The following is a 13,878-nucleotide window of genomic DNA, read 5'->3' as shown; positions in this document are numbered from 1 at the left end:
CGTAATTACGATAACGGGTGCATGGACTACCGCTGGACAGTCAAGCCAGCGGTGAAACCGATGCTACGTTTCCCACCGTCCGAGACCAGCTGTAGGTCCTTGGGTTGGATGTGATCGCGCTGATCCCGTGCTGCATGCCCCAGCGCCCGTCGCAAGGCCAGGCCCAGGCTTCGCGGAGGCAGGTGTTTCAGCTTCACCAGCACGGCCTCGTCGAGAGAGGGTACGAAGGCAGAGCCCCAGCTTGCTTCTGCCCGCATCCGTCCGTAGATGTTCTGGGCGATGCGTGCAACCTGATCAGGTGTAGGCGCATGGACATGCTGCACCGTGAGCCGCGACAGCAATGGGCTTGGGATGCCCTCCACACTGTTTGCCGTCGCAATCCAGTTCACGTGGCTGGCGTCGATGGTGAAATCACGGATAGAGAGGTCCGTAAAGGACCGTGCGCTGCGGGGCTCAAGAAGGGTGTACAGCGCCGCCAATGGGTCGTACTGGCGCACCTGCTCGGTCTTGTCCAGCTCATCCAACACCACCACGGGGTTGGCCTTTGGCTGGTAGGCAAGCAGTTCGAACAGGAGGCCCGGCTCGGAATTGCTCCAGAAGGCTTCTGACCCAGCCAGCGGCGAACCGGATTGGGCGCTCGCCATGTCGAACACACGGAAGGGCAAGGCCAGCCTCTCCGCCAGCCATCGGGCTGCTTCTGTTTTGCCGATGCCCGCAGGCCCGACCAGCAGTAGCGGCGACCACGCAACGCGGCCATCGCCCATCGCACTGAGGGCAAAGTGATCGTGCAGCATCTCGGCCAGCTCGCTGAAGTTCGGGAAGACTTGGGTGAACTCTTCGATCAGAACGTCCCACTCGTCGGGCAGCATGCCGAGCGTGCGCCGCTCATGGCCGGCCGCCCGGATGCGCTCCGCAATCTGCTGGGCACGCTTGAACTTTTCGTCTGCCTTTGCGCGATGGCGGTCAACAAATTGCTTGAGGCCGGAAGCGTCCAGAAAGGTGATCAACGGCGCGTGCTTGTCGTCAATCGTAGTGCCGCTGCTATCGCGTGCGGGGACAGCGCTGTCGGGCAGTTCTCTCTTGGCGGCTTCGGTGCGAGTGGGGGCATCGCTATCAGTAGTGCTGCTCGCACGCTCAGCATCCGCCAACTCCAAGGCCTTCGCAGTCCTCTTGAAACGCTGGATGTCCTCTGCGAACAGTCCAACCACTTGCGCGTGTGCGGCGCACCGAGCGCCTTGCGGAGCATTGGCATCGCCACCGAAAACCGGAGCACCGCACACAGGGCAGCACTGCTGGGCGGCGTGCCGAGCCTGTTCCACCACGTCGAGTAAGGCGCGCTCGCGCTGGATGCTGGCATCAGAAACCTCGACTCGAACAGCCAGCTTCTCCCTGGCGGCAGTGACACAGAACAGCGGACGACGCTGGTAGTCACTGCGATGCATCAACCGCTCGCATTGATCGATCAACTCGGCGACCACGGCAAGATGGCCTGGGGCGGGCTGAAACACCTGCTTCTCCAGCCAAGGATGAAGTCGCTTCAGCTCTCCAACAGCCTCTTGGTACTCTTGGCGTCGCATGGGGCGGTACTTTTGTTGCGGGTCGGACATGGCACTCTCCAGCTAACTATAAATTACTATAAAGCCCCGAACAGGGCGTGCCAAGTCTTGGCTGGACAAACGTCACCTTGTTATAGTGATTTACTGTTAAAACAATGTAGGTGCCGTATGCTGACGCTTCAGGCCGAACAACTGCGTGCTATAGCAGCCGCACTCATGCACCTGCGCGGAGATACGCTGAACTCGGTAGGTGCGGCCACTGGTATTCGTTCAGCAAATCTCTCCGTTTGGCTACGGGGTAAGGAGCAAGTCATCTCGGCTCCGAGAGTGGCTGCGTTGCTCTACCACCTGGGCATCGAAGGGCAACATCTACGAGCAGACATGCTTCACAGGTGGCGTGACTTTGGCGCTTTGAATGATCTAAAGCAGGTGCTGAAGGCTCTCGTCAGAGCCGAAGCAGCCGTCCTGTACCAGGATTGCCAGCCGGGCCTCACCAAGACGCGGTTTTTGCAGATCGGCGAAACGCTCATTCGTGTCGAGTTGACACCAGGCATTGCTGCAGCAAGTGACTTGGTCGATCTAATCCAACCGCGTCGGGTGATCACGCTGCCAGAACCGCTTTCCTCTCTTCCCATAGATCAACTGCCAGCAACGCGTGAGGCCTTGTTGACCTTGGCGGAGCAAGCAGCATGTGAAATTGGGGATGACGAGTTACTGGATGGCTTGCTGTTTCGACTGAGCAATACCGATGCAACGACGGTTGCAACAAACAGCAGCGCAAGAGGTGGATGGCAAAAATTGGAGCAGGCACTTCGCTCTGCAATTCGTCTTGGAGTTGATCCGACAACCATTGCGGCATGGATTGAGAACGGGAAAGTCGCGGCACGGCGAGACTAGATGTTGCTTATTCACAACAGGTGAATAATTTTTTCATCAGATCCGACTTTGCGTCCCGCCATTTGCGCGGGTGGCGTAAGCCATTGTCAAATAAAGAACTTTTTAAGATCGAAAAATGACGATGCATTTTTTTGATGTTTGAGTCAGTTTCGCGAGTTTGGCATCTCATTCCCGATGGGATTGATGGGCAATCCGAACTTCGCTCTTTTCTTCTATCGCCCAGCCACTTCAATTCGTCGCTCAGAAGAAGTGCAGTCATTCGTTGGGCCTGCTGAACTCCAGCATTCAAGGCGGCGTCGCTGTTAGAAATATCGCATCTCGATCTTCTGACAAGGCATGCAAATTCTTGTTATTGGCATCCATTTGCTGCCAACTGCCGGCAAATTGCCCTTGTCGACATTCCCGCCTGCATGGATCAAGAATTCGCTCATTGCATGTAACAAAGAGAGCGAACCCATGACTGCACGCATCCTTCGATACTCCGATCTCGAAACCCAACTGGGCATGAACCGCGTCACCATCTGGCGCAGGACGAGAACAGACCCAACTTTTCCACGCCCGATTCGATTGGGTAACTCTGGCTCTCGCAATGCAGCCATTGGTTTTTTGGCCGAGGAGGTCGAGGCTTGGATCGCCCTGCAAGCCGCTACTGCACGGGTGGACCGCTGATCATGAAGGTCCGTGGAGACGCCCATGAACGCCTCTCAGTTGCTGATCGTTCGGCGTCGGCACACGGGGAATTTCACTCAAATCCCGAATGCTTTGATTCGCAATGACGAACTTAGCTCGAAATCTCTTGGGGTGATTGTTCATCTCCTGTCACTCCCACCAGGGTTTCGTATCAGCATCGAATTTCTTTGCAAAGCGCGCAATGAAGGGGAAACGGCAATGCGCAGTGCGATCCAACAGCTTGAGCGGTTGAACTACATGCGAATCGTCCGCGACCGTTCGGCATCGGGGCGATTCATTCAATCGAGATGGATTGTCAGTGATGAGCCGATTGTGGACTGGGCTCCACACCTTGAAAACCCACATGTGGAAGAGCCAGTTCTTGATCGCCCAGTTCAGGGCGACCAAGGGGCTACAAACACTGTATTTGTAGAAACATTGGATTCATCAAAAACAACTACCGGGCCAGAGGACACGCCTCCTGACACTGACGAGTCGCCGGCCCTGATCATGGACGAGGCGGATGAAGAGTGCTGGTTGTGGTTGTGTCAAAAGCTATCACTCGAACCCCAGAAAACCCGGGATCAGTGCGCGGGTCTCCCCTCATCTGCAGCCCTTGATGTTTTGGCAGAAGTCCTCGAATGCAAGCGCCAAAACAGCATCCGGAAGACTATCCCTCAATTCCTTGCCTCCCTGCTGCGAAGGGCTCGCGAGGGCAAGTTCAGCTTGTCGGCTGGGTCAGAGCTGCGACGGGACCTTCGCCAAATCATTAGGCGGCAACGCGCCGTGGAAGCCGCAGCCGAGCCCACTCAAGCAATCGTGACGGATCGGCCAGTGGCGGACAGGGCTCAAGCCAGAGAAAGGCTCCAGCAGATGCGCGATGAGCTCGCAAAGAAGGCGCAGACACCGGTAATGCCACGAGGCACAGCATGAACAACAAAAACTTGGAAAACCGATTCGCCTGGCGAGATGTCGTGGAGGATGACAAATGGGCGGGCTGGGGATGGATGCAAACCTGCACCGTGGCGACGGGCAGGGTCAATATTGAATGTGTACAGCAACCTGCTCTCGGCAATGACCGATGCATGCGGCTTTGTCTCATTGCGCTCGATCAGACCACGTTGATCGAATATACGGACACCGGCTTCGTGCTCCGCGAGTATGTGGCCCGACTTTCATTCGATGCTGTCATCGACAGGCTGCGGCAAGTCCCATCAACTCCAGTCCATTTGGCCGCACCGGAATTGCTGAATGGCCTGGCGGATGACGGTCTACTCGTGCAAGTTTTTGGTAATCAGCGGAGGCGTCGTGGGCAATTCACACACTGATTACACAATGTGCGCCACAGTGCCCCCACATGGTTGCCACACTGTTAACACAAGGGTCGGCATCAAATCGGCCAGTTGTTCACACAGTTTCGCCCATTGGTTCGCACGGTTTCAACACACTGTTCACACATTGGAAGGCGGGGTCCAGGGGATTTTCCCCTGGCCGACATTTATTGTTGCGACAGCGGCGATAAATATAGTCGGTCACTATGTTTTCAGCGACGGTGCCCCATGATCACAGGCGGCATTCAGTTTGTTCACATATCGGTCTATTCGCTGCACCCACCGAAGAAAACCTCGCGGGGAGCGGACCGGAAATGGGCTGTGCGCGACGTGATTGCTGAGGCCAGCCGCGAGCCGCAAGCCTGCTTGCATGTGCCGAGGCCGAGGCCACCCATCCTGTTGCATGGCCCCAGGCCGGCTGAGCTGGAAGCCGAGATTGGCGCCATTCATGCGCGCAGCACTGACGCAGCTGGTCGCCGTTTGCGAAAAGACGCGTCCGTCTTGCTGGCTGGCGTGGCGTCCTACCCGCGCGGTGGCATTGAGTACGGCTACTGGAAGCAATGCACGCTGGAATGGCTGCAGATCGAATTCGGTGAGCACCTCCGGTCAGTGGTCGAGCACATCGATGAGGCGCACCCCCATCTCCACTTCTTTGTGGTCAATCCTGACGGTGGCAACGTCAAGGACTTGCACCCCGGCTTCCGCGCGGCAAAGGGTGCTCAAACACCCAAGGAGCAACGCCTTGCCTACAACACGGCAATGCGCGCATTTCAGGACCGATTCTGGGAGCACGTTGCCGGGCCGTCCGGACTCGCTCGTTTGGGGCCGGGCCGACAGCGCATGAGCCGAGCTCAATGGACGCGGGTGAAGTTTGGGCTGCCGGCGCAGGCCGCGTTGCTTCAGCGGGCGCGTGAGATCACGCGTGGGACGGGTGAGCGTGACCGCCAACTGCGTTCATATGCCGAGAAAACCATGCTGGAAGCGCAGGCCCTGATCAAGCAGCTGGAAGCGCGGGAGGCCCGGATTTTGGAGCTGGAGGCGAGGCATGGCTTGGGCATTCAGGGTGTTCATCCTGAGGAGCCGGAACAGAGCTAACGACTCCAACAGGATGCAGCAGATAGCGTGCACCGGTTAGGCTGCTAGCTTGTCCTGAACTTGACGACCCAGCGTATAGGTGTAGCGGTGTTGTAGGAGTCCACTTGACGGTGCATAATGTGATCAAACTGATTACATTAGGCGCCAATAATGGTCCAATATAAAACCAATCTCAGTCTTTTGGTCGTCCGCCTTGGATGAGGAGCAGTTGGTGACTCAACCCCAGCGCGTCGAAAGCTTGAGCTACGCCCAGCGCGAGCGGCTGGCCTACATCGACTTCCGGCTCTACTTCTTTGGTGAGATCGGTCGCCCAGACCTGATTGAACGCTTCGGCGTGGCTCCGGCAGGGGCGACACGTGACTTGGCGCTGTACCGGGAAATCGCGCCGCAGAACATCACTTTTGACGGCAGCAACAAGATCTACCGGATCGGGCAGGCGTTTTCGCCGCTGTTCGACCACGCATCGCAGCGCGTGCTGTCGGCGCTGGCGCTCGGCTTCGGCGATGGCTTGAACGGTGCAACGCAGCCGCTGCTGCCATGCGAGTCACCCACCGCTCTGAGCAACCCCAAGATGGACGTGCTTGCCCCGGTTTGCCGGGCGATCCATGCCAAGCGGCCCGTCGCCATCCGCTACCACTCGATGAGCAGCGGTGAGTCCGAGCGCGTCATCGTTCCCTTCGCGCTGGTGGATACCGGCCTGCGCTGGCACGTCCGGGCCTTTGATCGCAAGAGCGGAGAGTTTCGGGATTTCGTCGTCACCCGCATCGAAGCGCCAACGCTGCTCGACGAGGAACCACAGGCCAACGAGCGTCCGGACAACGACATCCAGTGGACGCGCATCGTCGAGTTGGACTTCGTGCCGCATCCGCACCTTGAGCGCCCCGAGATCATCAAGATGGATTACGGGATGACTGACGGTTCGATACGGATGCGGGTTCGCGCTGCGGTCGCGGGGTACATGCTGCTGCGCTGGAGCGTGGACTGCTCGCCCGACCACCGGCTCAAGGAAGAACAGTACCGCCTATGGCTCAGCGATCCGCTGGCCCTGTACGGCGTTGAGAACGCAAAGCTCGCACCGGGCTATCAAGCCCCGGTAGCAAAGACATTACGTAAAGGGTAAGAACAAGATGGCACAGAACGACACCGCCAAAAATGGCAACGGAGGCAATCTCGGCTTCGAGGCTGATCTTTTCAAGGCCGCCGACAAGCTGCGCGGCAATATGGAGCCAAGCGACTACAAGCACGTCGCGCTCGGGCTCATCTTCCTGAAGTACATCTCCGATGCCTTCGAGGCCAAGCACAAAGCGCTGCTGGCTGAAGACGCGCAGGCCGCCGAGGACAAAGACGAGTACCTCGCGGACAACGTGTTCTGGGTTCCGAAAGAGGCGCGCTGGTCGCACCTGCAGGCCAACGCCAAGCTGCCCACCATCGGCACCTTGATCGATGACGCGATGCGCGCCATCGAAAAGGACAACGAGTCGCTCAAGGGCGTGCTGCCCAAGGACTACGCTCGGCCCGCGCTCAACAAGGTGATGCTAGGTGAGCTGATCGACCTGATTTCCGGCATTGCGCTCAACGAGGAAGGCGACCGCTCGAAGGACATTCTCGGGCGCGTGTACGAATATTTCCTGGGCCAGTTCGCTGGAGCGGAAGGCAAGCGCGGCGGCGAGTTCTACACCCCACGCTCCGTGGTGCGCGTACTGGTTGAAATGCTGGAGCCGTACTCAGGCCGCGTGTACGACCCGTGTTGCGGCTCAGGCGGGATGTTCGTGCAATCGGAAAAGTTCGTGCAGGAGCACGGTGGCCGCATCGGCGACATCGCGATCTATGGACAGGAGTCGAACTACACCACGTGGCGGCTGGCAAAGATGAACTTGGCTGTGCGCGGCATTGATTCCGACATCCGCTGGAACAACGAGGGTAGCTTCCACAAGGACGAACTGCGCGATCTCAAGGCCGACTACATCCTCGCCAATCCCCCATTCAATATCTCCGACTGGGGCGGCGACCGCTTGCGTGAAGACGTGCGCTGGAAGTTCGGCACGCCACCTGTCGGCAACGCCAACTACGCGTGGCTCCAGCACATCTATCACCACCTTGCACCCAACGGCACGGCGGGGGTGGTGCTGGCCAACGGCTCGATGAGCTCCAACCAGTCCGGAGAAGGCGACATCCGCAAGGCGATGGTCGAGGCCGACGCTGTGGATTGCATGGTGGCGCTACCAGGACAGCTCTTTTATTCCACGCAGATTCCCGCCTGCCTGTGGTTCCTTGCCCGCAACAAGAACCCCGGCAAGGTCCTGCGAGACAGGCGCGGGCAAGTACTGTTCATTGACGCTCGCAAGATGGGCGTGCTGGTGGATCGCACCCGGCGCGAACTCACTGACGAAGATGTCCAGAAGATCGCCGACACCTATCACGCATGGCGCGGTGAGAAAGACGCTGGGGAGTACGCCGACGTAGCTGGCTTCTGCAAGTCGGCATCGATGGAAGACATTCGCAAACACGGCCACGTGCTGACTCCGGGGCGCTATGTCGGCGCGGCGGAACAGGAAGGCGACGGCGAGCCCTTCGAGGAAAAGATGCTGCGGCTCTCGGCGTTGTGGCGCGAGCAGCGTACGGAAGCAGCAATGCTGGATGCTGCAATTGATGCCAACCTGAAGGAGCTTGGGTATGGCGAATGATTGGCGCGCAGTCTCACTGGGGGAACTATTCAAGGTTAAGCATGGATTCGCTTTTAAGAGCGAATACTTCACTGACGAACCGCAAGCCACTGTGTTGGTTACACCAGGCAATTTTGCTATTGGCGGAGGCTTTCAAGATGGCAAGCGCAAGTACTACAACGGGCAGTTGCCTGAGGACTATATTCTAAAGCCAGGGCAAGTTGTCGTGACGATGACAGATCTCAGCAAAGAATCCGACACCCTCGGATACGCCGCGAGCATTCCAAATGATTCAATCATTTGGCTGCATAACCAGCGAGTTGGTCTTCTCGAATTTAAAAACGAAATACCTACGTCGCCACGATTCGTTGAGTACCTATTGCGAACGCACGAGTATCGTTCATGGATTGTCGGCTCTGCTACGGGAACAACGGTAAAACACACTGCGCCGGGACGAATCGAGAGCTTTACTACAAAAATTCCTCCTATCGAAGAGCAGTGCGCCATCGCCCGCATACTCGGCACGATTGACGACAAGATCGAACTCAACCGCCACGCAAACGAAGCACTGGAGGCGATGGCCGGCGCCTTGTTCAAGGCGTGGTTCGTGGACTTCGAGCCGGTGCGCGCCAAGCTTGAAGGCCGCTGGCAGCGCGGGCAATCGCTGCCCGGCCTGCCCGCACACCTCTACGACCTCTTCCCCGACCGACTCGTCGAGTCAGAGTGGGGGGAGATTCCGGAGGGGTGGGCAATGCGCTCTCTGGATTCGATTGCGAACTATCTAAACGGTCTTGCTCTACAGAAATTCCCACCTGAAAGCGAAGACGAGTTTCTGCCGGTTATCAAGATTGCGCAACTACGCGCTGGAAATACGACTGGCGCAGACAAGGCGAGCACACAAATTAAGCCTGAATACGTCGTCGTTGATGGCGATGTGTTGTTCTCGTGGTCGGGTTCGCTCGAAGTTGAAGTGTGGAGTGGTGGGCGTGGTGCATTGAACCAGCATCTGTTCAAAGTTACCTCCGCCGAGGTACCGAAGTGGTTCTATTTCTTCGCCACTCGTCAGCACTTGTCCGATTTCCGCGCTATCGCTGCTGGCAAGGCTACAACGATGGGCCACATTCAGCGCAAACACCTAACGGAAGCAAGGGTTGCCGTGGCACCACCGGAAAGCATGGAAAAATTTGACGAAGTCATTGCTTCGCAATTCGATCAATTGGTCGGCAACGCGCAGCAATCCCGCTCCCTTGCCCAGTTGCGTGACACCCTGCTGCCCAAGCTAATCTCCGGCGAACTGCGCGTCCAGGATGCTGAACGCATTCACGGGGCTTGATCAGATGAAGCTTCAGCTCGATCCCAATAATTATGAGGCTTGTCCGCCATACAACGATTGGTTGGATGAGCAGTATTCAGAACAGTCGGGCGGAAAACTCGACATTTGTGGTTATCAGCCAAGGCCAAGCTTCGTTCTTTTCACCATGAGTCCGGATACTTATGAAGCGACATTTTCGGACTTCACGCAACAGCGCGAGGAAGGGATAAAAGAATCCGTATGCAATCAATTTCCATCACCGATTGCCTACTATTTCTACCGATTCGAGAATGGGTATGAAAGTGAACTGCAGCGCCTTCATCTTCTGCGCGACACCTGGGAGTCGGTCATCGACATTCTGCACGCGCTTGCCGTGGCGGAATGCCGTCATCGAAATATCCAGGTCGTAGATCCGCTGAAGTTTAAGGATTTTTTCACCGACAGCGTTGCAAAGAGACTCGAGAACATAGAGGGGATAACTGCCCAGTTGAGTGCTGCAGGAGTATTGCCAGCCGTCGCAAAAATATCACCGGCGGCGACACTCGCGGCGATGAAGGAGCTCAACCAGTCTCGAAATGCCTTCTCTCACAGCGCAGCGCAGTCCGAGGCACAGGCACGGAGCTGGATCAGCGAATGTTATGTAGACGTCGTGGAGGTTCTCGCAGAGCTGGATGGCCTAGAAGAAATTCAAATCGTTCGGTATCTGAGTCAGATTGACGGAACGACACTGAGATGCGAGATATTCAGAGGGCATAGCTCCACCAGAACAATTCAGAATATCAAGATTAGTCATCAGCAAATGCTTGATTCTGCGAAATATTTCCAGCAAGGGCAAATGCTAGTTATTGCTGATGGGTTGATCTTCGGGCTTCGCCCGATGATTCATTTTCGCGAGGATGGTGTGGGCCACACGACTCGTCTTTGCATCTTTAGAAAGACTCGAGGCGAAGTGCCCGATCGGCGGCTTGAGTACGAAGTTATTGGCGAAGCCATACGTCACGAAGAAAGCAGAAACAACTTCGCAACAGAAATAAACGAGCTGCGAGGATTGTTTGGATTGGGGATGGAATAGAAATGTACGAATCCAAATCGCAGGAGAAAAATAATGGCATTTCTATCTGAGGCCGCCGTCGAGCAAGCGTTGCTGGATCAGCTGCGAGCTCTCGATTACGTTGTCGAACGCGAGGAGGACATCGGCCCAGATGGACACCGATCGGAGCGCGAGAGTCACGATCAGGTCTTGCTCAAAAAACGATTCGAGGATGCCGTAGCGCGCCTTAACCCTGGCCTTCCGTTGGAGGCGCGTCAAGATGCTGTGCGGCGAGTGATGCAGTCCGAACTGCCATCGCTGCTCGAAGAGAACCGCCGTCTCCACAGGCTGATGACGGAAGGCGTAGACGTCGAGTACTACGCGGACGACGGCACACTGACCGCGGGCAAAGTCGCGCTGATCGACTTCGAGCACCCCGAGCAGAACGACTGGTTGGCAGTGAGCCAGTTCGTGGTAATCAACGGCCAAAACAATCGGCGACCAGATGTGGTGGTGTTCGTGAACGGCTTGCCGCTGGGCGTGATCGAGCTGAAAGCGCCGGGCAGCGCAGGGGCGCATCTTTTGGGCGCGTTCAACCAGTTGCAGACCTACAAGAAGCAGATTCCGGCACTGTTCAATACCAACGCGCTGCTGATCACCTCGGATGGCATTGCAGCACGTGTGGGTTCACTCTCGGCAGACCTTGAGCGATTCATGCCCTGGCGCACCACCGACGGCACGGACGTTGCCCCGAAGGGCGCGCCGGAACTCTCGACGCTGATCGAAGGCGTGTTCGAGCATCGCCGCCTGCTTGATCTGCTTTGTCACTTCACGGTCTTCAGCGAAACCGGTTCTGGGCTGGCCAAGATCATTGCAGGCTACCACCAGTTCCATGCGGTGCGACACGCGGTGGCATCGACTGTTCGTGCTTCGATGGCAGTGGAGGGGGTGGCAGAAGACCCTGCTGGCTACGGTTTGCCAAGTGTGAAGACTCAACGTCAAGGCGATAAACGCGCGGGCGTGATTTGGCACACCCAGGGCTCGGGCAAAAGCCTGCTGATGGCGTTCTACGCGGGGCAACTGGTCAAACACCCGGCAATGGCCAACCCGACGCTGGTTGTGCTGACTGACCGCAACGACCTCGACGACCAGCTCTTCTCGACCTTCTCGATGTGCCGCGACCTGATCCGGCAGACGCCGGTGCAGGCCGAGAGCCGCGAAGATCTTCAGAAGGTCTTGAGTCGGGCCTCGGGCGGCGTGATTTTCACGACCTTGCAGAAGTTCGGCGAGGTTGCGGAGCCACTCACCACTCGCCGCAACGTGGTCGTGATTGCCGATGAAGCGCACCGCAGTCAATACGGCTTCAAGGCCAAGGTTGACGCGAAGACCGGCGAAATCTCCTATGGCTTCGCCAAGTACATGCGCGACGCCCTGCCGAACGCATCCTTCATAGGTTTTACCGGCACGCCCATCGAGGCCGACGACGTCAACACCCCGGCGGTGTTCGGCAACTACATCGATGTCTACGACATCAGCCGTGCGGTCGAGGATGGCGCGACCGTTCCGATCTATTACGAGTCGCGGTTGGCGCGCATCGAACTCGACGAGGACGAGAAGCCGAAGATCGACGCCGAGGTTGACGATCTGACCGAGGAGGATTCCGAGGTCGATCAGGAGCGCTTCAAGAAGAAGTGGTCAACGGTCGAAGCCCTGGTTGGCAGCGACAAGCGCCTTGCTTTGGTGGCCAAGGATATGGTTGCCCACTTCGAGGACCGCGTGGCAGCTCTTGATGGCAAGGCGATGGTGGTGTGTATGAGCCGTCGCATTTGCGTGAAGCTCTACGACGAGATCATCAAGCTGCGACCCGACTGGCACAGCGCCGATGACAACGCAGGTGCAGTCAAGATCGTAATGACGGGGGCGGCGAGCGACCCGCAGGAGTGGCAGCAGCACATTGGCAACAAGGCCCGGCGTGATCTGTTGGCCAAGCGTGCGCGCGATCCCAAAGACCCGCTCAAGCTCGTGATCGTTCGGGACATGTGGCTCACCGGCTTTGACGCACCGTGCATGCACACGATGTATGTGGACAAGCCGATGAAGGGGCACGGCCTGATGCAGGCGATTGCGCGCGTGAACCGCGTGTTCCGCGACAAGCCCGCAGGGCTGATCGTGGACTACATCGGCATTGCGCAAAGCCTTAAGTCCGCTCTGCAGCAGTACTCCAAGAACGACCAAGAAAACACCGGCGTCGACGAAGCGCAGGCCATCGCATTGATGATGGAGAAGTACGAGGTCGTGCGGGACATGTACCACGGCTACGACTATGCGTCGGCGATGGGTGGTACGCCCCAAGAGCGCTTGGTAATGATGGCTGGCGCCATCGAGTGGATTCTCGATCTGCAGCAGAAGCTGGCTGAGAAGGAAAAAACGGCGGAGGGTAAGAAGAACGCTCACCGCCGATACCAGGATGCCGTGCTCGCATTGTCCAAGGCTTACGCTCTGGCCTCTGCCTCTGACGAGGCGCGAGAAATTCGAGAGGAGGTTGGCTTCTTCCAGGCGATTCGCGCTGCATTGGTCAAGAGCAGCACAGGGTCTGGCATGGCCCAGCAGGAGCGCGAGTTGGCTATCCAGCAAATCGTTAGCCGTGCTGTGATTTCGACCGAGATCGTAGACATCCTGGCGGCTGCGGGAGTCAAGAGCCCGGACATCTCCATCCTCTCCGACGAGTTCCTTGCCGAAGTGCAACAGATGGAGAAGAGGAATCTTGCTCTGGAAGCACTGCGCAAGTTGCTGAACGATGGGATTCGCTCGCGCAGCAAGGCCAACGTGGTGCAGACCAAAGCCTTCTCGGAACGTCTGGAAGATGCCGTGGCGCGCTACCACGCCAATGCGATCACGACCGCAGAAGTGCTGCAGGAGCTGATCCAGTTGGCCAAGGACATCCGTGCTGCGCGCCAGCGTGGCGAAGAGTCCGGCTTGTCAGACGAAGAGATTGCCTTCTACGACGCCCTGGCCGAGAACGAGAGCGCCGTGCAGATGATGGGCGACGACAAGCTCAAGCTGATCGCCCACGAATTGCTGATGAGCCTGCGCGAGAACGTATCGGTTGACTGGGCGCACAGAGACTCTGCCCGCGCGCGCATGCGGGTGCTGGTGAAGCGCATTCTGCGGAAGTACGGCTATCCGCCCGACCTTCAGGACACGGCGGTGCAAACGGTGTTGCAGCAGGCTGAGGCGCTGTCGTCGGGGTGGTCGGTGTCGCATCGCGGAACAACCTGATCAGCACCTACAAAAGGTGTCAGTCCACTGAAACAAGAAAAGAGGA

The 13,878-nt window shown here is 57.7% G+C and carries 11 protein-coding genes; 10 read left to right on the top strand and 1 reads right to left on the bottom strand.

Going from position 1 to position 13,878, the window contains the following annotated elements; genetic code table 11:
- Positions 1-26: 26 nt before the first annotated feature.
- Positions 27-1,607 carry an AAA family ATPase gene (locus G474_RS0113150; protein WP_026687384.1) on the bottom strand — a complete coding sequence of 527 codons (1,581 nt, stop codon included), beginning with the start codon at positions 1,605-1,607 and terminating at the stop codon, positions 27-29.
- 117 nt (positions 1,608-1,724) lie between these two features.
- Here G474_RS0113150 and G474_RS0113145 point away from each other — a divergent pair, with 117 nt between their 5' ends.
- The 10 genes from G474_RS0113145 to G474_RS0113100 all read left to right on the top strand — a co-directional run bounded on the left by G474_RS0113145 (position 1,725) and on the right by G474_RS0113100 (position 13,832).
- The gene (locus tag G474_RS0113145) at positions 1,725-2,453 is read left to right on the top strand and encodes a hypothetical protein (RefSeq protein WP_026687383.1); all 729 of its coding nucleotides are present in this window, start codon (positions 1,725-1,727) and stop codon (positions 2,451-2,453) included.
- A 336-nt stretch (positions 2,454-2,789) separates the two neighbouring features.
- Positions 2,790-3,122 carry a helix-turn-helix transcriptional regulator gene (locus tag G474_RS22850; protein WP_084513756.1) on the top strand — a complete coding sequence of 111 codons (333 nt, stop codon included), beginning with the start codon at positions 2,790-2,792 and terminating at the stop codon, positions 3,120-3,122.
- A 24-nt stretch (positions 3,123-3,146) separates the two neighbouring features.
- The gene (locus G474_RS23445) at positions 3,147-4,055 is read left to right on the top strand and encodes a hypothetical protein (RefSeq protein WP_156919257.1); all 909 of its coding nucleotides are present in this window, start codon (positions 3,147-3,149) and stop codon (positions 4,053-4,055) included.
- Complete coding sequence (locus tag G474_RS0113130) at positions 4,052-4,450, top strand: hypothetical protein (RefSeq protein WP_026687381.1); 399 nt, start codon at positions 4,052-4,054, stop codon at positions 4,448-4,450. The genes G474_RS23445 and G474_RS0113130 overlap by 4 nt, the downstream gene beginning before the upstream one ends.
- 231 nt (positions 4,451-4,681) lie before the next feature.
- Complete coding sequence (locus G474_RS0113125) at positions 4,682-5,548, top strand: plasmid recombination protein (RefSeq protein ID WP_156919256.1); 867 nt, start codon at positions 4,682-4,684, stop codon at positions 5,546-5,548.
- Positions 5,549-5,759: 211 nt separating this feature from the next.
- On the top strand, positions 5,760-6,668 hold the full coding sequence (locus G474_RS0113120) for a helix-turn-helix transcriptional regulator (protein WP_281171733.1): 909 nt from the start codon (positions 5,760-5,762) through the stop codon (positions 6,666-6,668).
- Between the two features lie 7 nt (positions 6,669-6,675).
- Complete coding sequence (locus tag G474_RS0113115) at positions 6,676-8,232, top strand: class I SAM-dependent DNA methyltransferase (protein WP_026687378.1); 1,557 nt, start codon at positions 6,676-6,678, stop codon at positions 8,230-8,232.
- A complete protein-coding gene (locus G474_RS20760; protein WP_043464376.1) occupies positions 8,222-9,544 on the top strand; it encodes a restriction endonuclease subunit S in 1,323 nt (440 codons plus the stop codon). The genes G474_RS0113115 and G474_RS20760 overlap by 11 nt, the downstream gene beginning before the upstream one ends.
- Entirely contained in the window at positions 9,519-10,595 is a 1,077-nt protein-coding gene (locus G474_RS0113105) for a hypothetical protein (RefSeq protein ID WP_026687377.1), read from the top strand. The genes G474_RS20760 and G474_RS0113105 overlap by 26 nt, the downstream gene beginning before the upstream one ends.
- 33 nt (positions 10,596-10,628) lie before the next feature.
- Positions 10,629-13,832: a type I restriction endonuclease subunit R gene (locus G474_RS0113100; RefSeq protein ID WP_026687376.1), complete on the top strand. Its 3,204-nt coding sequence runs from the start codon at positions 10,629-10,631 to the stop codon at positions 13,830-13,832.
- Positions 13,833-13,878 lie beyond the last annotated feature (46 nt).

Source organism: Azovibrio restrictus DSM 23866 (genome assembly GCF_000429665.1).
Classification (GTDB): Bacteria; Pseudomonadota; Gammaproteobacteria; order Burkholderiales; family Rhodocyclaceae; genus Azovibrio; species Azovibrio restrictus.
This window is presented reverse-complemented; position numbering and strand designations above follow the sequence as displayed.